An 18,727-nucleotide genomic window follows, 5' to 3' on the forward strand; every position below is an offset into this window, starting at 1 on the left:
CCGGTGAAGGAGCGATGACCGATAGCCGCTCCTTCACCGTTTCCGGCAGGCCTGTCTGCCTGCCTCTGTCTGCCGGCCTACTTGGCCGCTTCCACCTTCACCCGTGCGTTCGGCGCCTCGCCGAACATCTCGGGCGCGTACATCGCCTCGACGCGGCTGGGCGGCAGCGCGAAGTCGCCGACGTTGTTCAGGCGCACGGTGTATTCCATCTTCACCACGCCCTTGGGCAGGTACTCGTAGTAGCTGCGGAAGGCCTCGAAGCTGCGTTCCTCGAAGGCCGGCCAGCCGGAGCCGCTCTTCTTCTCGCCCTGGGTGGCGATCTGCGAGTCGCGGCCCAGACCGCCGCCGAGGATGGTGGCGCCGCCCGGGATCGGGTCGCTGATGACGACCCAGGTCATGTCGGCGCTGGCGTTCACCTCCAGCGTCACGCGCAGCACGTCGCCGCGGGTGTACTTGCCGGCGGTGGCCTGCTCGACCGGGGTGATGGTCTTCTTGATGGCGTAGCCGGCCGCGAACGGCGCCTTCAGCTGCACGGCGGCGATCGACTGCAGCGTGAGCCACGGCTTGCCGGTGCCCTGCTGCGTCACCAGCAGCGTGTCGCGCACCGGTGCGCCCGACGGCGATGCAGCCCAAGGCAGGAACATCGTGTTGTTCTTCAGGTTGCCCGGCGAGGCGGGCGCGCCGAAGAAGGTGGTCTGGTTGGGCGCACCGGCAGCGTCGCTGGTCTTCACGCGCTCGACCTTGCTCCAGTCGACCTGTGCCTTCACCGCGCCGAGCGTGGCGGCGGTGACGCCGGCCACCGGCGTGCTCTCGAACACCTTGCTGAACTTCTCCAGCGCCAGTCCGCCCCACAGGTTGGCGGTGGTGGTGTGCCATGCGCCGTTCTGCTGGCGGCCGATGAAGCCGTTGGCCAGCTTGCCGATGTCGTCCTTCCAGGCCGGGTCGTCCATCACGCTGAGCAGCAGGCGGGCGGTGTTGACGTCGCCGTTGGTCATCAGCCACCACCAGTAGTCGTCCTGCTCGGTGCTGAAGATCAGCTTCGTGCCCTGGTACGACAGGCGCGCCTTCAGCACGTTGTTGGCCTCGTCCAGGCGCTGCTGGCGCTGCGGCACGTCGTTCACGCGCTTCAGGATGTTGAGCCAGTCGATCACCGCGCTGGTGGGCCACTGGTTCGGCGCGATGGTGATGCTGCCGACCATGCTGCCCTTGGCCTTGCCGTAGCGCGAGAGCGCTTCGAGCGCGGCGAGCTTGCGCACGTCGAGGTCCTTGCGCGGGCTCCAGAACTCGCGCGTGATGCGGCCTTCGACGAAGGCGATCAGGCCCGACTCCATCGGCGCGCGCACGTCGTCGGCGAGCGCGAAGGCGGGGTTGAGTTGGGCCGCTTCGTTCGTGGCCGCGAGCAGGTACGAGGTGAGGATGTCGCTGCCGCGATTGGCCTCGCCGTCGCGCGGCGGGAAGTAGTTGGCCAGGCCGTCGCTGTCCAGGTAGGTGGGCAGCTGGGCCAGCACGCCCTGCCACATCTTCGCGTCGCGCAGGCCGACCGACTTGCTGGTCTTTTGCTCGAGGCAGATGAAGGGGTAGTTGGCGAACCAGTCGCGCACGCCCGGCAGGCCTTCTGCCAGCTTGGGTTGCAGCGAGAGCTTCAGGCCGCCGCGGCCGGGCAGGGCGTCGGCGGGCGGTGCCACGTCGAGCGTGAAGGGGCCGTCGACCTGCACCAGCGTGCCCTGCTGCACCGTGAGCGGCACCGAGGGCACGATGCGCTGGCGCACTTTCAGCGCGTCGCGTGCGCCGCCGATGGTGTCCTTTGCCTCGATCTCCCAGATGATGGCTTCGGCGCGCGTCTGCGCCAGCTGCGCGGGAGCGGTCACGGTCCATGCCACTTCGCGCGCCTCGCCGGCCGGGATGTCGACCGTCTGCGGCTCCAGCGTTAGCAGGGTGGCGCGCGGCGTGGCCTCGACCTTCATCGGCTTCTGCGTGGTGTTGCGCAGCGTGACCTGGGCACGGAACTGGTCGTCCTCGCGCACCAGCGGCGGCAGGCCGCTGATGATCTGCAAGTCTTGCGTGGCCTGGATGCTGGCCTGCCCGGTACCGAACAGGTTGGCACCCGAGTCGGCCACGGCCACGATCTTGAAGGTGGTGAGCGCGTCGTTCAGCGGCACCGTCACCACGGCCTGGCCGTTGGCGTCGAGCACCACCTTCGGGTTCCACACGAGCAGGGTGTCGAGCAGTTCGCGCGTCTGGCCCTTGCCGCCGCCGCCGCCCGCGGGCACGGCCTTGCGGCCGTAGTGGCGCCGGCCGACGATTTCCATCTGCGCGGTGGAGGTGCTCACGCCCCAGCTGCGTCGCTGGAGCATCGCGTTCAGCAGGTTCCAGCTGTCGTTGGGCATCAGCTCGAGCAGGGCCTGGTCGACCGCTGCCAGCGCCACTTCGGCGCCGGCGGCCGGCTTGCCGTCGGGCAGCTTGGCGCTGATGGTGACCTGCGCCTTGCTGCGAATGGGGTAGCTGGGCTTGTCGCTGGTGACGGTCACGTCGAGCTGGTGGGCGCGCGTGCCGACGCGGATCTCGGCCATGCCGAGGCGGTAGGCGGGCTTGCTCAGGTCGACCATGGCGGTCGGCGCCACGTATTCCTTGCCTTCGTACCAGAAGGCCGTCCACCACTCGCGCGGCGACTTGAAGCCCCAGGTGAAGAAGCTGTACCAGGGCACCTCGCGCAGGCGGCCGCGCAGCGCGAGCACGCTCACGTAGGCGTTCGGGCCCCACTCGGGCTTCACTTCGAGCGTGACGGTCGGGTCCTTGCCGTCGAGCTTGACCACGTGCGTCTCGATGATGCCCTCGCGCTCCACCGCGACCAGCGCGGTCGCGAAGCGGAAGGGGCTGCGCACCTGGAACTTGGCGATCTCGCCGGGCTGGTAGCTCTTCTTCTCGGGCAGAACGTCGATGCGGTCGTTGTCCTCGCCGCCGAACCAGAGCTCGCCCTGCTTCGTCACGTAGACCGAGCTCACGGCGCGGGCGTCGCGGCCTTCGCCGTCGGTGGCGCTGGCGATGAGTTCGACCTCGCCGGCTTCCTTCAGCTCCGACTCGCACAGCAGCAGGCCGCGCGCGTCGCTCTTGCCGCTGCAGACGGTGCCGATGTCCTTGGTCTCGGTCTTGTTGTCGTAGGTGTAGAAGCCGCCCACCATGCGCTTGCGGCTGGTGGTGGTGATGCGCGCCACGGCGCGCACGTTGAGCGTCACGTTGGCCTGGGGCTTGCCCGACAGGTCTAGCGCGAGCGCCTGGAACTTCAGCTTCTGGGCCGTGGAGACCCAGCCTTCGGTCTTGATGCCGGCGATGACGGAGGCCGGCCACAGCGTCTGCGTGCTGCGGATGGTCTGCACCTCGCCGTTCGGGTCGGCATACGTGGCTTCGAGCAGCAGCTCGCGCGCGGCCTTCACCTTCGGCACCTTGTCGATGGTGACCTTGCCGGCGCCGTCCTTGTTCAGCGTGAGCGGCAGCTTGTCCGCGATCACGCGGGTGTCGTTCACGCTGTTGAGGTCTTCCTCGCCCGAGCCGGCCTCGGCCGCGGCGGTTACTGCGGTGGTCGCCTCGCTGCCGTCGCCCTGCGTGGAGCGCGGCGGGTTGAAGCTGAAGGCGTCGTAGTCGGAGAAGCTCAGGCTCTTGCCGCGCACCATGGCCGACACGCGCACCGGCAGGTTGGCCGCGCCGCCGCCGGAGACGTAGTTGATCTGCACGTCGGTGGGCACGCTGGTGGCCGCCACCAGCGGCTTCTTGTCGGTGGGCGCGATGCGGCCCTCGAGCACGGGCAGGCGGAACTCCTCGACGCGGAAGCTGCCGGTGGAGAAGCTGCGGCCGTAGCCGTCGTCGCCATCGCCTTCACCCTCTCCGTTGGCGTCCTTGCCGCCTGTGCGCAGCATCACCTCGTACACGCCGAGCTTGGCGGCCGGCGGAATGGCGAAGCTGTTCTCTGCGCTCAGGCCGCCGGTGGCGGTCTTGCGCCAGTTCAGCGGCTGCGTGAAGCGCTGGCCGCTGCCCACGTGGGTGATGACCAGCGTGTCGGGGCGGTTCTCGGGCAAGCCGAAGCCCTTGCTGGTCTGCGTGCGGATCAGGCTCTTCATCGACACCGTCTCGCCCGCGCGCAGCAGCGTGCGGTCGAAGATGGTGTGGGCGACGCGGTCGGCCTCGGCCTGCAGGCTGGTCGGCACGTTGAAGCGCCAGGGCTCGATGCCGCGCTGCCAGTCGCTCCAGGTGAAGGCGAGGTCTTCCACGCCCTTCTCGTCCTTGGCGCGGGCGCTGACGAACCATGCGCCGCTGTCGTATTCGTTCGGGCCGTTGCACGAGGGCGCCTGCGGCGAGATACCGCTGAGCATGACGACGCCGTTGGCGTCGGTGGTGCCGCTGGCCACGGCCTTGCCGTCGCAGCTCGATACGCGCACCTCGGCGCCGGCCACGACCTTGCCCTTGTCCAGCGTGGTGACCCAGGCCATCGAGTTCTCGCGGCCCAGCTTGAAGTGCACCGCCAGGTTGGTGGCCAGCGCGGTGGTGCGCACGTACATCGTGCGGCCTGCGTTGTAGCGCTCGTCGAGCAGGGCCTCGCCCAGCTTCTGCGAGGCGATCTCGAGCACGTGGAAGCCCGGCGTCAGCGGGATGCCGATGACTTCGAAGGGGCGCGGATCGCCCGAGTCGGCCTTGGGCATGTCGAGCGCCTTCACGCCGGGCTGGCCGGCCAGCAGCGACAGCATGCGGGTCTGCAGCGTGGTGCGGTCGTCCTTGTCGATGACCGGGGGCAGCGGGCCCTTCACGTCCTTGCGCGCCTGTTCGCGCGAGACGGTGAAGTTGTCGTAGCGGCGCACCTTGCGGAACCACGCGATGATTTCCGCGTCGGTCTTCGGGTTCATGTCGCTCACCTTGCCGGGCGTGAGGGCGTTCACCATCAGCTTCGGCTCCACGCGGCGCACGGTGACCGGCATCATGGCCGGGGTGTCGGGCTCGGCCAGGCGCTCGACCACGCCGAAGGGCGAGGCGGCGAACTTGGCCAGCGGCGGCATCGCGCCGGTGGCCACCTTCATCGGGAAGTTGCCGGGCGTGGCCAGCGGGCGGCCCGAGGCGTCCTCGAACTTCGAGGGCAGCTCGATGCTGTATTGCGCGCTCTCGGCCAGCGGCGGCTCGAAGCTCACGCTGTTGACCACGTCGTCGTCGCTCTGCGAACCGCCCTCGTTGTCGAGCTTGGCCTTGATGGTCTTGTCGCCCTTGAGCTGGATCTGCGAGGCCAGCTTGCGCGTGACGGGCGCGTTGAACTGCAGCTGCATCGGGCGCAGCGGCAGGCAGGCGGCCTGCGCGTTCTCGCGCTCGCAGGTGAAGGAGGCGGCGAAGGGCTCGCGCACCTGGAACTCGAGCCGGCGTTCCACGTTGTTGGGCACGCCCGAGGGCGTGGCCACGCCCTTGCCGTAGACGATCTGCACCTTGGCGCCGGGCGTCAGCGTGCGGTTGCACTGCATCGTGATGAAGCGCAGCGGGTCTTTCTCGGCCGACTTCTCGCGGCCGAAGGCCTTGAGCAGGCCGGCGCGCTGCTCGCCGTCGAGCAGCTTGACGGGAATGCGCTCGCCCACGCCGTCGGCCGTGCACCAGACGTTCTGGCGCACGCTCTCCAGCGTGGCCGCTCCGTTGAGCTCCAGCATGAACATCTGCTGCTCGTCGATGCGGCTGTAGTTGCCCGGCATGTAGTTGCGCACGAACGGACCGCCGGTGTTGAACTGGTAGCGCTCGGGGCCGGTCAGCTCGCCGCTGGCGGGCTTGAAGGTCGGAATGCGGGTGACCGTGCAGCGCACGCCGGGCGGCAGGTCGTTCTCGAAGTCGTAGACCCAGGCCTTGGCGTCGGTCCAGCGGCCGGTGCCCTTGGCTGCCTGGGCGTCGTTGCAGCTCACCGTGAGCGGAGCGGGGGCCTTGGGGTCGCCGAAGTTGACGGCGGGCTGGTCGAACTTGGCGACCACCTGGCGAACGCGCGCCACTTCACCCTGTGGCGAGAGGCTGACGATCTGGAGGGCATGGCCCGCGCCGGACGCAAGAACGCCGCCGGCAAGGAGCAATGTTGGAAGGAAACGATTCACTTTTTTGTATCTCCACCTGAGAGGCAGCGCGCAGCGTAGCCGATTTGCACGACGGTTCGGGAGTGCCAACAGTCATAGGCCGTTGGCCCGGCCGCCGGGCGCGGCGGGCTTTACACAGCTCTTCTTACAATCGACGCCGTCGTGCGTGCGCCGCGCGGACCGCAATCAAGACCTCGCCGCCGACCGATGAAACGCTACTGGGAAATAGACGCCTTGCGCGGGCTGATGCTCGTGCTGATGACCGTCACCCACCTGCCGACCCGGTTGACCGACCCGCTGGGCCAGCCCTTCGGCTTCGTCTCGGCCGCCGAGGGCTTCGTTCTGCTCTCCGCCTTCGTCGCCGGGCTGGTGTACAGCCGCATCGGCCACGTGCGCGGCGTCGACTCGATGCGCCAGGCGTTCTGGCGTCGCGTGCTGAAGGTCTACCTGGCCCAGGCGGCGACCCTGCTTTTCCTGTTCACCGTGATCACCGCGGTGGGCCTGCACATCGACCAGCCGGCGGTGAAGAACCTGGTGTCGTATTACCTGGCGGAGCCGCGCGAGGGCTTCATCTACGGGCTGCTGCTCATCTACGAGCCGGCGCTGCTCGACATCCTGCCGATGTACATCTTTTTCATGCTCATGAGCCCCTGGGTGCTGGCTTTCGCCATGCGCCACGGCTGGACCTGGGTGATGGCGGCGAGCGCCACCGTGTGGGCGGCGGCTCAGTTCGGCATCAGCGAATGGGTCTACGGGCTGGCGGTGCGCTATCTCGGCGTGCCGGTGCCGTTCCACGAGATGGGCGCGTTCAACACCTACGCCTGGCAGTTCCTGTGGTTCGCGGGGCTGTGCATCGGGGCGACCCGCAACGACCCCGACGCGCGGTCGCTGCGCTTTCCGGCATGGCTTGTGGCGCTGGCCGCGGGCATCGCGCTGTACGGCTTCTACTGGCGCCACACCGGCATCAACGGGCAGGCGCCGTTCGGCGGCGACGTGGAGCTGAACCTGCTGTTCGACAAATGGCAGCTCGGCCCGCTGCGCCTGGTCAATCTGGTGGCGCTGGGCATCCTGGCGGTGCGCTTCGGGCCCTGGCTGATGCGCCGCATTCCGCGGCTGCGCTGGCTGGAGGCGATGGGATCGGCCTCGCTGCCGGTGTTCTGCGCGCACCTCGTCGCGGTGCTGCTGGTGCTGGCCTTCTACGGCGACAGCCAGACGGCGCGGCCCTGGTGGGGTGACGGCCTGCTGCTGGCGGTGGTGTTCTCGGGGATGTACTTCGTGGCGCGCTTCACGCGCGGCGCCGACGTTCCGCCGCCGGCGGACGACGTGCCGTCCGAGCCCGCGCCGGCCTGATCGGACTCGTCAGGATCAGGGCAGGCCGGCCGTCGGCGTTGCCGGAGGGGCCGGCAGGTGCGGCGCGATCACCGACTGCCACAGCCGGTAGCCTTCGTCGGTCATGTGCAGCCTGTCGCCCCGGAAGAGCTCCGGCCGCGGACGCCCGTCGGCGCCCAGCATCGGCGTGTAGATGTCGATGAACTCGCTGTTGGGCAGCAGGTTCAGGTAGGCCGCGACGACGTGATTGGTCTCCCGGATCTGCGGCATCAGCTGCTCGCGCGAAGGGCTGGGCTTGACCGAGATGAAGCTGATGCGCGTGTCGGGCAGCTCGGCGCGCACCGCGTTGGCGAAGCGCGCGAAGCTGTCGAGCACCTGCAGCGGCGTGCGGCCCTCGGCCAGGTCGTTGTCGCCCGCGTAGACCATCACCTGGCGCGGCTTGTAGCGCACCACCAGGTCGCGCGCGAACAGGGCGCAGTCGGCCAGCGTGGAGCCGCCGAAGCCGCGGTTGACCACGCCGCCGGGCACGCGCGCGAAGTCCTGCTGCAGCCGACTCCACATGCGCACCGTGGAGCTGCCCACGAACACCACGCCGCCGGGCGCCGGAAAGCGCTCCTGGTCGGCCCGGGCGAAGGCCGCGAGCTCGTTGTGCCAGCGATCCTTGGCGGCCAGGTAGTCGCGCGCGGCCGCTGCCTCGGCGGCGGCCGTCTCGGATTCCTGGGGAAAGAAGGAAGACTGGGCATTCGCGGTCAGCGCCGCGGTCAGCAGTGCGACCGCGGCGAGCGCGGTTTTCATCGGATGCATCGGAAGGACGGAAAAGAAGGGCTGAAGGCGGCGGGAAGGCGGCGGTTGGGCGGATTTTCCCTCACGACGCTCCAGCGGCCGCGACCGTTGACAGCCGGGCCTCGCCTAGAGTGTTTTCTCGATGAGCGCGCCCTTGAACAGGATCGGCCCCTTCGGCCCGCTGCCCGGCGGCACGCCGCCCTTGGCCTCGAGCGAGATCGCCAGGGCAGGCACGGCCACGTCGGAGGCCGACGCCGCCAGCCGCAGGCCCGGCGCGTTGCCGAGCACGCCCAGCGAACGCGGCGCGCCGCCCGGGGGCAGGGCCCAGAGCTGCAGCGACTTGTCGTCGCCTTCTCGGTAGCCGCCCACGCGCTGCAGCACCAGCTGCTTCTTCTTCGGATCGAAGGTCACGAGCATCGAGGCCGCGTCCTTGTCGTCGCTGAGCACGGCCACGTATTGCACCGCCGGGGCGTTCTGCAGCTGGTCGCGCAGATTCAGGCCGACCGTCACGGCCAGCACGGTGGCCAGCGCGCCGGCGGCGGTGGCGGTGCGCCACAGCGCGAGGCTGCGCAGCCAGCCGCCCGGACGGGACTCGCCGGCGGCCCGTGCCGCCTCGCGCTGGCGTTCCAGCGCGAGCGCCGACTGCTCGGCGTCGATCATGTTGCGGATGCGGGTCCACACGGCCGGATCGGGCGTGACCGAGGGCTGCAGCTCGGTCATGCTCGCGAGCCGGCCCTGCCAGACCAGCGCGGCGGCACGCACCGGCGCCTGTTCGCGCGCCAGGGCCTCGAAGCGGCGGCGGGCGCCGCCGCGCAGGGTGCCGAGCGCATGGCTCGCGGCCAGCAGTTCGAGCAGTTCGGGATGTGCGATGAGATTCATGATGGGGAAACCGCCTTCTTCGTCGTCACCGCTCTCACGCAAAGCGCCCCATGCAGACGCGCAGCTTCTCCAGCCCGCGCCGTATCCACGTCTTGACCGTGCCCAGCGGCAGCTTGAGCTGCTCGGCCAGCTCGCCGTGGCTCATGTCGCGCAGGTAGGCCAGGCTGACCACCTCGCGCTGGCGGCCCTCGAGCTGGCTCAGGCACTGGTGCAGCGCCCAGGCCTGCTCGCTGGCATCGGCACTGGCGGCCGGGTCGGGCGCGTCCGATTCGAGCTGGTCGGCCATCTGCTCGTCGAATTCCTGCGTGAGCTGGGCGCGGTCGGCGGTGCGGCGGCGCAGCAGGTCGAGTGCCCGGCTGCGCACGATGAGCCCGAGCCAGGCCAGCGGCGGGCTCAGCGAGGCGCGGTAGTCGCCGGCCACCCGCCAGACGGTCAGGAAGCTTTCCTGCAGCACGTCTTCGGCCCATTCGCGCTGCCGGACGACGCGCATCGCCAGGCCCATCAGGCGGGGCGAGGTGCGGTCGTACAGCAGGCGCAAGGCGGCTTCGTCGCGATGGCCGATCCGGTCGATCAGCGCCATCAATTCGGCGTCGGGGCTGGGTGCTGGCATCCGCGGATTGTGGGGCATCGATGCGCATGCCCGGTATACGGGGCGGCCCGCCCGCCGGATTCAATGCATCGCTCGAATGAAGTCTTTTGGAAACATTTGTGAACGTATACTGCCGCGCATAAAACGAGGGGCCGCGCACCGCGCGGACGGGAAGAATGAAGCAAATTGCGATCGCGATCGTGCTCTGCGTGGGGGCGTGGTACTTCTTTGTCGGCGGGCGCAAGCTCGACGAGCCGATGGTCCACGACTACTACCGCAAGGAGGCGCGCGCCATTTCCGACCGCGACGCCGACAAGCTGTGCAAGCAGCTCGCCCGCAACGCCGTCATCGAGAGCAAGACGACCATGATGGGGCGCACCGAGGAGGCTTCGCACAACCGCGAAGAAGCCTGCGAGGCGCAGCGCAAGACCTTCGAGACCCTGCGCATGGTGGGCGACCGCATGGGCGCGGTCCTTTCCTTCGACTACGACTACCACATCGACTCCGTCGAAGTGGCGCCCGACCGCAAGAGCGCCGTCGTCAAGGGCACCAGCGTGCTTCAGATGGGCGACTCGGCCTTCCAGGTGAAGACCAGCTTCACCCAGCGCCTGGAGCGCGAACTCGGCCAGATGCGGCTGGTGCACGCGCAGGAGGCCTCCGTCGTCCGCCTGGGCGGGCGCGGCGCCATGAGCCAGAGCGAGTTCTTCCGCAAGTAGGAAGAAGAGCAGGAAAGCACAAGAAAAGAGACTGGGGAGCCGACATGATCGCCACCAAGGATGCGCTGCCGCCGCCACCGCCGTTCTGGCACCGCCTGAACAGCTTCTTCGCATTTCCGTTCCAGATGCGGCCGTTCGCCTACGGCCTGCTGCTGTCCTTCTGCAGCCTGCTCTTCGACGCGATCTTCTTCCTGCCCCAGGGGCTGGCCCTGTTCGTCATCGAGGTCGGCATCATGCTGGCGGCCAGCCGCTACGGCTTCAAGATCATCGCGCTGGGCGCGCGCGGCATCCGCGACTCGGCCGACTTCGGCCGCGAGTCCAGCGACGACTGGACCTACATGCCCTGGAAGCTGTTCGCCATCTCGCTGGTGCAGGCCTTCCTGATCGGTTGGCTCGCCTGGTACGCGCCCATCCTGGGCACGGTGGGGCTCTTCGTCATGTCCTTCACCTTCCCGGCGGCGGTGATCGTGCTGGTGCAGTCGGCCAGCTTCTTCCAGGCGATGAACCCCGGCCACGTGATGGACGCGATGCGCACCATCGGCTGGCCGTATGCGCTGCTGTGCTTCTTCCTGTTCCTGCTGAGCACCGGCGCGCAGGTGGCGCTGGCGATGGTGCTGCCGATGTTCGACGGGCGCATCGTGCTGCCGATCATCAACTTCGCCTTCATCTACTTCGGCTGGGTGATGGCCAGCCTGCTGGGCTACGTGATGTTCCAGCACCACGACGCCTTCGGCTTCGACGCGGTGCCGGGCAGCGAGCTGCCCGACGGCGCGCCGGTCGACCGCCGCACGCCCGCGCAGATCGAGGCGCAGCGCATCGACGCGGAAGTGGCGCAGCTGGTCACCGAAGGCGACCTCGCCGCCGCGCTGGGCACAGCCTACGAGGCGCAGCGCACGGCCGACGCCAACGACCTCGCCGCGCAGCGCCGCTACCACCGCGTGCTGGCGCTGATGCCCGAGAAGAAGGACACCATGCTCGACCAGGCGAAGCGCTTCATACCGCTGCTGATGCGCCGCGACCTGGCTTCGGAGGCGCTGAAGGTCTTCAAGGCCTGCAAGGAGCGCGACAAGGCCTTCGCGCTCGACGACCCGGCCATGGTCATCGCGATGGCGCGCGCCGAATGGCGCAACGGCGACGCGCACGCCACGCTGGCGCTGCTGTCGGGTTTCGACAAGCGCTTCCGCGGGCACGAGGCCATTCCGCAGGCCTACGAGCTGGCCGCGCGCGCGCTGGTGCAGGGGCTTGGCCGCGCCGACATGGCCCAGCCCATCCTGACGACGATGGAAGCGCGCTACCCCGACAGCGAGCAGACGCAGGAAGTGCGCTGGCTGCTGCGGCCGGCGGCGCCGCCGGCCCAGACCGCCTGAGGAGCCGGCGGGTCAGCCCGTCAGGCCGAATTCTTCCCTGCGATCGAAGAGGAACACGCCTTCCTCGCTCCACCCAGCCGACCAGCCGCCTCGCCAGAGTCGGTACTCGGCTTCGGTAGCGTCAGGCGCACCGGGCTGCGCGCACAGCGGCCAGCAGATCCAGTGGGCCACCGCGTAGGAGGCCGCCAGGCGGTAGAGCGGCTCCGACAGGAAGAAGTACGCGTCCTTGCCGGCTTCGCCGGTTTCCCGCAGGGCCATGTCGTGCAGGGCGTCGTGGAGCTCGATGAAGGGGCTGTCGGCCTTGGAGAAGGCGTCGTGCAGCGAAACCTTGCCTGTGTCGAGCACGGCCACGGCGGCATCGGGCTCGGGTGACTCGATGCCGAGCCGCCGCAGCAGCTTCAGCCCGTCGCGCAGGATGCGGGTGGCTTCATCGGCATCGATGGCCGAGGGCGGGGCGGAGCGGTGCGCGTCGATTCTCGCGAGCATTCCCGCGGCATTCGGAAAGACCGAGAAAGCCCGCGCACGGGCCTCGGCGGGCAGGTCCCAGAGTTCGAACTGCAGCCTGAAATCGGTGTCGATGTCGTCGGGCAGGGGCTCTCCGGGCGGGCCGTCGGGGCCCAGCGCCGCGTCGAAAACTTCGTGCCAGTGGCGCTGCCACTTCCGTTGTTCGGGCGAAAGCATTTCCTCAGGCCTTCTGCAGCGCGCGCGTCACCATGTCGTTCGGCGCGAGGCGCAGCAGCTCGGGCAGCAGATGGAGCGCCTTGTCGCGCAGGCCCGCGTGCAGCAGGCCGTTGGCGCAGGTCGAGAGCGTGTCGGCCAGCTCGGGGTGGTCGGGCGCGGTCTTCAGCAGGATGCGGCACAGCCGGTCGGCGTCGTCGAACTGGCGGATGCGGGCGAAGCGGCGCGCGAGGCGGGCCATGTCCTCGGGCTTGAGCCGCACGCCGGGCCGGGCCTGGTCGAGGTAGGTCTGGAAGCTGGCGTGCTGCAGCGCCAGCGTGTCGGGGTCGGTGGCGGGCAGGCGGAAGATGCGGCGCGCGGCCTGGTGGAAGTCGTCGCTCGCGGGCTGCAGGCGCGCGGTGTTGAACCAGGCGCGCAGGGTGTCGGCGTCGTTGGGGCGCAGCGCGGCGGCGGCGCGCCACTCGGCGCAGGCACGGTCGAACTTCATCGCGGCGCCGTATTTGCGGGCGGCGGCCACGTGCTCGTCGAAGCCGCCGTCGTCGTTCGCCATCTCCGACTTGACGGTCTCGGGCGTCTTCACCCGGCCCAGCAGCATGGCGCCGGCCATCAGCGCCGCGCCCGTCAGCAGGCCGCCGAGGTGGGCCATGTAGGCGATGCCCTTGCCGCCCAGCCAGTGCTGCATCAGCTCGTTGGCGATCCAGGCCGGCAGCAGCAGCAGGGCCGGCGCGGAGACGTAGTTGAAATAGAAGAGCAGCTGGTAGAAGAAGCGGATGCGTCGCAGGCGGTACATCACCGCGTACATGCCCATCAGCGCCGAGACCGCGCCCGAGGCGCCCAGCCCGTAGGTGCCCCCGGCATAGGCCCAGCCGGCCAGCACCGAGGCGCCGACGGCGCCCAGCAGGTAGAAGGCCAGGTAGGTGCCGCGGCCCAGTGCCAGCTCGACCGAGAAGCCGAACAGGAAGAGGAACAGCATGTTGCCCAGCAGGTGGCCGGTGCTGCCGTGAAGGAAGGCATTGGTGATCCAGGTCCAGGGCCTGAACTCGGCGTCCGTCGCGTAGCTCTGCGCCCAGCGCTCGGTGAAGGGCGTGGGCAGCATCGCCTCGTACTGCTGGCGGGCGCGCTTCCAGTCGCCGTACTGCGGATTGGCGGGCGTGATGACCTCGTCGGCACGCAGCTTCTGCAGGAACTTGCGTTCGCTCTGCAGGCCCTCGAGAAGCTGCGGATAGGCCTCTTCGTGCCGCAGCATGCGGCGGGCCAGCTTGCCGCGCTTGGGGTCGGTCTTCTCGAGCCACTCGACGAAGGGCGGCAGTTCCAGGGCGGGCAGCGCGCTCTTCACGTAGAAGGCCGCGGCGCGTTCCTGCCCCTTCTCCTCGCTGCTCTGCGGTCCCCAGAACACGATCATGTTCACGAGGATCAGCAGCACCGTCATCCACGGCGGATTGCGCCAGCTCGGTTTGTTCTCGAGCGGGATGGCGTAGAACACGGTGCGGCTGCCGCTGTTGCCGCCGCGCTCAGCCGAGGCGTGCGCGGTGACGCGCCACTTGCGCCTTCACCTGGGCCGGAGCGGTGCCGCCCAGGACGTTGCGCGCATTCAGCGAGCCGCGCAGGCTCAGAACGTCGTACACGTCCTTCTCGATGTTCGGGTTGAACTGCTGCAGCACGGCCAGCGGCAGCTCGGACAGGTCCACCTGGTGCGAGGTGGCGGCCTTCACGGCGTGCGCCACGGTCTCGTGCGCGTCGCGGAAGGGCAGGCCCTTCTTCACCAGGTAGTCGGCGAGGTCGGTGGCGGTGGCATAGCCGCGCAGCGCGGCGGCTTCCATGGCCTCGGGCTTCACGGTGATGCCGCCGATCATCTCGGCGAAGATGCGCAGGGTGTCCTTGAGCGTGTCGACGGTGTCGAACAGTGGCTCCTTGTCTTCCTGGTTGTCCTTGTTGTAGGCCAGCGGCTGGCCCTTCATGAGCGTGACGAGCGCCATCAGGTGGCCGACCACGCGGCCGGTCTTGCCGCGCGCCAGCTCGGGCACGTCGGGGTTCTTCTTCTGCGGCATGATCGACGAGCCGGTGGTGAAGCGGTCGGCGATCTGGATGAAGCCGAAGTTCTGGCTCATCCAGAGGATGAGCTCCTCGCTCATGCGGCTCACGTGCACCATGCACAGGCTGGCGGCGGCGGTGAACTCGATGGCGAAGTCGCGGTCACTCACGGCGTCCAGGCTGTTCTGGCAGACGCCGTCCATGTTCAACGTCTTCGCGACCAGCTCGCGGTCGAGCGGGTAGCTGGTGCCGGCCAGCGCGGCGGCGCCCAGCGGCAGGCGGTTCACGCGCCTGCGGATCTCGCTCATGCGCTCGGCGTCGCGGCTGAACATCTCGACGTAGGCCAGCATGTGGTGGCCGAAGCTCACCGGCTGCGCCACCTGCAGGTGGGTGAAGCCCGGCAGGATCACGTCGACGTTCTTCTCGGCGATGTTCACCAGCTCCTTCTGCAGCTCGACCAGCAGGTCGCCGATCAGATCGATCTCGCCGCGCAGCCACAGGCGCACGTCGGTGGCGACCTGGTCGTTGCGGCTGCGGCCGGTGTGCAGGCGCTTGCCGGCGTCGCCGACCAGCTGGGTCAGGCGGGCCTCGATGTTCAGGTGCACGTCCTCGAGGTCGAGCTTCCACTCGAAGGCGCCGGATTCGATCTCGGAGCGGATCTGCGCCATCCCGCGTTCGATGGCGGCGTGGTCCTGCACGCTGATGATGCCCTGTGCGGCCAGCATGCCGGCATGCGCCAGCGAGCCCTGGATGTCGGCCTGCCACAGGCGCTTGTCGAAGAAGACGCTGGAGGTGTAGCGCTTCACGAGGTCGCTCATCGGTTCGGAGAAAAGGGCCGACCAGGCTTCGGATTTCTTGTCGAGTTGGTTTTGGGTCATGGGAGCCGTCCTGGAGGCAATAATGGGTTGGTTACCCGATGGATCAGATGTCTGCGATGCGCAACCCGGCGATTTTATCGGCCAGCTCTTCCCCCACGCCCCCGCCGTCGTCGGAAAGGGCGCGCGCGGCCGTGTCCTCCGCGCGCGGCGACCCGTCCATCTTCGACGCCTGCCAGATCGGCGTGGTGCTGCGCACGGTGGTGTTCGTCGAGGCGGTAGTGGCCATCGCCGCTCTTTTCGTGGTCTCCACGCCCGGCGAATGGCTGGTGCAGACGGCCACCATCACCGGCGGGGCGCTGCCCGCCACGCTCCTGTGGCTGGTGAGCGCCTGCGGCCTGAAGAAGCCGCTGCGGCGGCTGCCGAAGCACTGGCAGTACACGGCCGGCGCGCTGCTCGGCTCCCTGTCGGCAATCTACGGCTGCGGCCTGCTGCGCCTGACGGGCGTGCTGGCCAGCGCGCCGTGGCTGGCCAGCGCCCTGGCCGGCGCCCTGTTCGCGGGGCTCGTGATGGCCGCGATGGTGCTGCGCGCCCGGGGCCAGACGCCGGCCGCCACCACGGCGCGGTTGGAGGAACTGCAGTCGCGCATCCGCCCGCACTTTCTTTTCAACACCCTCAACAGCGCCATCGCCCTGGTGCGCGAGGAGCCGGCCAAGGCCGAGACCATGCTCGAAGACCTGGCCGAGCTGTTCCGCCAGGCGCTGGCCGACCCCGGCGAATCGGGCACGCTGGCCGACGAGATCGCGCTGGCCGAGCGCTACCTGGCCATCGAGCAGGTGCGCTTCGGCGACCGGCTGCGCATCCGCTGGGACCTCGATGCCGCCGCCAGCAATGCACGGCTGCCGCCGCTGCTGCTGCAGCCGCTGGTCGAGAACGCCATCAAGCACGGCGTGGAGCCCAGCCCCGAAGGCGCCAAGCTGCGCATCCGCACCGAGCGGCGCGGCAGCATGGTGGTGATCGAGGTGGTCAACAGCCTTCCGCCGCTGCGCTGGGCCGACGAGCCGCTGCCGCGCGGCCACGGCATCGCGCTGGCCAACGTGCGCGACCGCCTGCGGCTGCTGCACGACATGCAGATGCAGTTCAGCGCGGGCATGGATCAGAAAAGCTACCGGGTGCGCATTGCGATACCCGCCGAATCACCATGACGGACCAGGCTCGCCCCCAGGCTTCGCGCACTTCGTGTCGCTGCGCCTTCCCCCTACCGGGGGCAACACCTGCGGCCCGGCAAAGCCGGTTCCGCGGTGTTCCCCGAAAAGGCGCATGCCGAGTTAGTTGAATTCCGGTTGAGAAAAAAGAACCCGTATGACCCTGAGGACACTCATCGTTGACGACGAAGCCCTGGCGCGCTCCCGCATGCGCACGCTGCTGCGCGATTGCACCTCGCCCCCAGCCGAAGTGGTGGCCGAGGCCTCGCAGGGCGCCGAGGCGCTGCAGCAGCTGGGCAAGCTGGCGCTCGACCTGGTGCTGCTCGACGTGCACATGCCCGGCATCGACGGCATCGAGGTGGCGCGCGAGCTGCGCGCCCGCTCCGACGCCCCGGCCGTGGTGTTCGTGACCGCGCACGCGGCGCATGCGGTAACGGCCTTCGACCTCGAAGCGGTCGACTACCTCACCAAGCCCGTGCGCGCCGAGCGCCTGCAGCAGGCGCTGCAGAAGGCCGAACGCTTCCTGAAGGAGCGCCGAGCGCTGCAGGCCGAGGCCGTGCCCGAGACGGTGCTGATCCAGGACCGGGGCCGTGCCGAGCGGGTGCCGCTGTCGGAGGTGCTCTACCTCAAGTCCGAATACAAATACCTCACGGTGCGCACTGCCACGCGCAGCCACATCCTCGACGGCTCGCTCAACGAGTTCGAGGAGCGCTATCCGCACCGCTTCCTGCGCGTGCACCGCAACGCGCTGGTGGCGCGCTCGGCGATCCGCGCGCTGGAGAAATACGACGACGGCGAGGACGCCGAGGGCTGGGCCCTGCGGCTCGACGCCATTCCCGAGCCGGTGGCCGTGTCGCGCCGCCAGCTGGCGGCCGTGCGCGAGGTGCTGAAGGAATCGCGATGAGCGACGACAAGCCCGCGCCCACTCAAGCCCCGCCGCCGGAGCAGGCGGCCGAGGAGCCGCAGCCGCATCCGGTCGCGGCCGAATCCGAGCCCGCGCCGGCGTCCGTTCCCGAGGAGCCGCCCGAGCCCGAACCGGAGCCGCCCGCGCCGACGCGCGAGCGCCTGCTGCTGCACATGCCCGTCGACGTGCGCAGCGCCTCGCTGGTGGTGCTCGCGGTGCTGGCCAGCGTGTTCGCGCTGCAATGGGGGCAGGCCGTCTTCATCCCGCTGATGCTGAGCCTGCTGCTGACCTATGCGCTGTCGCCGCTGGTGGACCTGCTCCATCGCTGGAAGCTGCCGCGCTGGATCGGCGCGGCGCTGATTCTTTCTGGGCTGTTCGGCGGCCTGGGGTGGACCGGCTATTCGCTCTCCGGCAGCGCCACGCAGCTGCTCGATTCGCTGCCGGTGGCCGCGCAGAAACTGGGCCAGGCCATGCGCCGAGACAAGGGCGCCAGCGCCACGCCGCTGGACAACGTGCAGCAGGCGGCGGCGCAGCTCGAGAAGGCGGCCGAGGAGAACTCGGCCCGCGTCGCATCGCGCAAGGGAGTAGCGCGCGTCATCATCGAGCGTCCGAGCTTCAACGTGCGCGACTACCTGCTCAGCGGCACCGTCGGGCTGCTGAGCGCGATGGGGCAGCTCACGCTGGTGGCTTTCCTCACGTATTTCGCGCTGTGCTCGGGCGACACCTTCAGGCGCAAGCTCATCAAGATCACCGGCTCCAGCCTGCAGCGCAAGAAGGTGACGGTGCACGTGCTCGACGACATCACGCGCAACATCGAGCGCTACCTGCTGGTGCAGATCCTGGTGAGCGCCGTCGTCGGCGTGACGACCGGCCTTGCGTTCTGGGCCATCGGCATGGAGAACGCGGCCGTCTGGGGAATCATCGCGGCCGTGACCAACCTCATTCCCTACATCGGCTCGGTGATCGTGCTGGCGGCAGCGGGGCTGGTGGCCTTCCTGCAGTTCAACAGCCTGCAGATGGGCATCGTGGTGGCCGGCATCTCGCTGGGCATTCACACGATAGTGGGCAACCTGCTGATGCCCTGGCTCACCAGCCGCACCAGCCGCATGAACCCGGTGGCGGTGTTCGTGGGCGTGATCTTCTGGGGCTGGCTCTGGGGTATCTGGGGGCTGCTGCTGGGCATTCCGATCACGATGGTGATCAAGTCGATCTGCGACCGGGTGGAAGACCTGCAGCCGATCGGGGAACTGCTGGGCGAGTAGGGCGCCTGCCTCGCCGGTCCTGGCCATGGGCTCGGATCGGCAAGGACATTAACAAAGGGTGTCTTTTCGGTCGATACGATATTGGGATT

General features: G+C 69.1%; 13 protein-coding genes. 6 read left to right on the forward strand and 7 right to left on the reverse strand.

Features of this window, described 5'->3' with window-relative positions; translation table 11 throughout:
* Positions 1 to 77 precede the first annotated feature (77 nt).
* A complete protein-coding gene (locus EJP69_RS12535; protein WP_126470402.1) occupies positions 78 to 6,101 on the reverse strand; it encodes an alpha-2-macroglobulin family protein in 6,024 nt (2,007 codons plus the stop codon).
* A 186-nt stretch (positions 6,102 to 6,287) separates the two neighbouring features.
* Between EJP69_RS12535 and opgC the strand changes: the two genes are divergently transcribed.
* Positions 6,288 to 7,430, forward strand: a complete 1,143-nt coding sequence (gene opgC, locus EJP69_RS12540) for an OpgC domain-containing protein (RefSeq protein WP_126470404.1) — start codon at positions 6,288 to 6,290, stop codon at positions 7,428 to 7,430.
* Positions 7,431 to 7,445: 15 nt separating this feature from the next.
* Here the strand turns inward: opgC and EJP69_RS12545 are convergent, their stop codons facing one another.
* The 3 genes from EJP69_RS12545 to EJP69_RS12555 form a co-directional block, all read right to left on the reverse strand.
* On the reverse strand, positions 7,446 to 8,204 hold the full coding sequence (locus EJP69_RS12545; protein ID WP_126470406.1) for an SGNH/GDSL hydrolase family protein: 759 nt from the start codon (positions 8,202 to 8,204) through the stop codon (positions 7,446 to 7,448).
* Between the two features lie 114 nt (positions 8,205 to 8,318).
* Positions 8,319 to 9,071, reverse strand: a complete 753-nt coding sequence (locus EJP69_RS12550) for an anti-sigma factor (protein ID WP_093306086.1) — start codon at positions 9,069 to 9,071, stop codon at positions 8,319 to 8,321.
* Positions 9,072 to 9,105: 34 nt separating this feature from the next.
* A complete protein-coding gene (locus tag EJP69_RS12555) occupies positions 9,106 to 9,681 on the reverse strand; it encodes an RNA polymerase sigma factor (protein WP_371287192.1) in 576 nt (191 codons plus the stop codon).
* Between the two features lie 155 nt (positions 9,682 to 9,836).
* Between EJP69_RS12555 and EJP69_RS12560 the strand changes: the two genes are divergently transcribed.
* The gene (locus EJP69_RS12560) at positions 9,837 to 10,376 is read left to right on the forward strand and encodes a hypothetical protein (protein ID WP_093305701.1); all 540 of its coding nucleotides are present in this window, start codon (positions 9,837 to 9,839) and stop codon (positions 10,374 to 10,376) included.
* A 44-nt stretch (positions 10,377 to 10,420) separates the two neighbouring features.
* On the forward strand, positions 10,421 to 11,743 hold the full coding sequence (locus EJP69_RS12565; protein WP_126470408.1) for a hypothetical protein: 1,323 nt from the start codon (positions 10,421 to 10,423) through the stop codon (positions 11,741 to 11,743).
* A 12-nt stretch (positions 11,744 to 11,755) separates the two neighbouring features.
* On the opposite strand, the gene EJP69_RS12570 is transcribed toward EJP69_RS12565, so the two are convergent.
* The 3 genes from EJP69_RS12570 to argH are packed head-to-tail and all read right to left on the reverse strand — an operon-like array spanning position 11,756 to position 15,330.
* The gene (locus EJP69_RS12570) at positions 11,756 to 12,424 is read right to left on the reverse strand and encodes a hypothetical protein (RefSeq protein WP_126470410.1); all 669 of its coding nucleotides are present in this window, start codon (positions 12,422 to 12,424) and stop codon (positions 11,756 to 11,758) included.
* A gap of 4 nt (positions 12,425 to 12,428) precedes the next feature.
* Positions 12,429 to 13,904: a rhomboid family intramembrane serine protease gene (locus EJP69_RS12575; RefSeq protein WP_126470412.1), complete on the reverse strand. Its 1,476-nt coding sequence runs from the start codon at positions 13,902 to 13,904 to the stop codon at positions 12,429 to 12,431.
* 28 nt (positions 13,905 to 13,932) lie between these two features.
* Entirely contained in the window at positions 13,933 to 15,330 is a 1,398-nt protein-coding gene (argH, locus tag EJP69_RS12580; RefSeq protein WP_093205120.1) for an argininosuccinate lyase, read from the reverse strand.
* 56 nt (positions 15,331 to 15,386) lie between these two features.
* Here argH and EJP69_RS12585 point away from each other — a divergent pair, with 56 nt between their 5' ends.
* The 3 genes from EJP69_RS12585 to EJP69_RS12595 all read left to right on the forward strand — a co-directional run bounded on the left by EJP69_RS12585 (position 15,387) and on the right by EJP69_RS12595 (position 18,638).
* Positions 15,387 to 16,472, forward strand: a complete 1,086-nt coding sequence (locus EJP69_RS12585; protein WP_240652159.1) for a sensor histidine kinase — start codon at positions 15,387 to 15,389, stop codon at positions 16,470 to 16,472.
* Between the two features lie 157 nt (positions 16,473 to 16,629).
* The gene (locus EJP69_RS12590; protein ID WP_093205117.1) at positions 16,630 to 17,376 is read left to right on the forward strand and encodes a LytR/AlgR family response regulator transcription factor; all 747 of its coding nucleotides are present in this window, start codon (positions 16,630 to 16,632) and stop codon (positions 17,374 to 17,376) included.
* Positions 17,373 to 18,638, forward strand: coding sequence for an AI-2E family transporter (locus EJP69_RS12595; RefSeq protein WP_126470414.1), 1,266 nt, complete (start codon positions 17,373 to 17,375; stop codon positions 18,636 to 18,638). Before EJP69_RS12590 ends, EJP69_RS12595 begins: the two co-directional genes overlap by 4 nt.
* The last annotated feature ends 89 nt before the right edge of the window (positions 18,639 to 18,727 follow it).

The organism is Variovorax gossypii (assembly GCF_003965815.1).
In the GTDB taxonomy this organism is placed as follows: Bacteria; Pseudomonadota; Gammaproteobacteria; order Burkholderiales; family Burkholderiaceae_C; genus Variovorax; species Variovorax gossypii.

Coding starts and splice junctions, on each gene's coding strand:
- EJP69_RS12545 (WP_126470406.1), bottom strand. CDS start 8,204: ATGAAAACCGCGCTCGCCGCGGTCGCACTGCTGACCGCGGCGCTGACC.
- EJP69_RS12570 (WP_126470410.1), bottom strand. CDS start 12,424: ATGCTTTCGCCCGAACAACGGAAGTGGCAGCGCCACTGGCACGAAGTT.
- EJP69_RS12585 (WP_240652159.1), top strand. CDS start 15,387: ATGCGCAACCCGGCGATTTTATCGGCCAGCTCTTCCCCCACGCCCCCG.
- EJP69_RS12590 (WP_093205117.1), top strand. CDS start 16,630: ATGACCCTGAGGACACTCATCGTTGACGACGAAGCCCTGGCGCGCTCC.
- EJP69_RS12595 (WP_126470414.1), top strand. CDS start 17,373: ATGAGCGACGACAAGCCCGCGCCCACTCAAGCCCCGCCGCCGGAGCAG.
- opgC (WP_126470404.1), top strand. CDS start 6,288: ATGAAACGCTACTGGGAAATAGACGCCTTGCGCGGGCTGATGCTCGTG.
- EJP69_RS12565 (WP_126470408.1), top strand. CDS start 10,421: ATGATCGCCACCAAGGATGCGCTGCCGCCGCCACCGCCGTTCTGGCAC.
- EJP69_RS12555 (WP_371287192.1), bottom strand. CDS start 9,681: ATGCCAGCACCCAGCCCCGACGCCGAATTGATGGCGCTGATCGACCGG.
- argH (WP_093205120.1), bottom strand. CDS start 15,330: ATGACCCAAAACCAACTCGACAAGAAATCCGAAGCCTGGTCGGCCCTT.
- EJP69_RS12550 (WP_093306086.1), bottom strand. CDS start 9,071: ATGAATCTCATCGCACATCCCGAACTGCTCGAACTGCTGGCCGCGAGC.
- EJP69_RS12560 (WP_093305701.1), top strand. CDS start 9,837: ATGAAGCAAATTGCGATCGCGATCGTGCTCTGCGTGGGGGCGTGGTAC.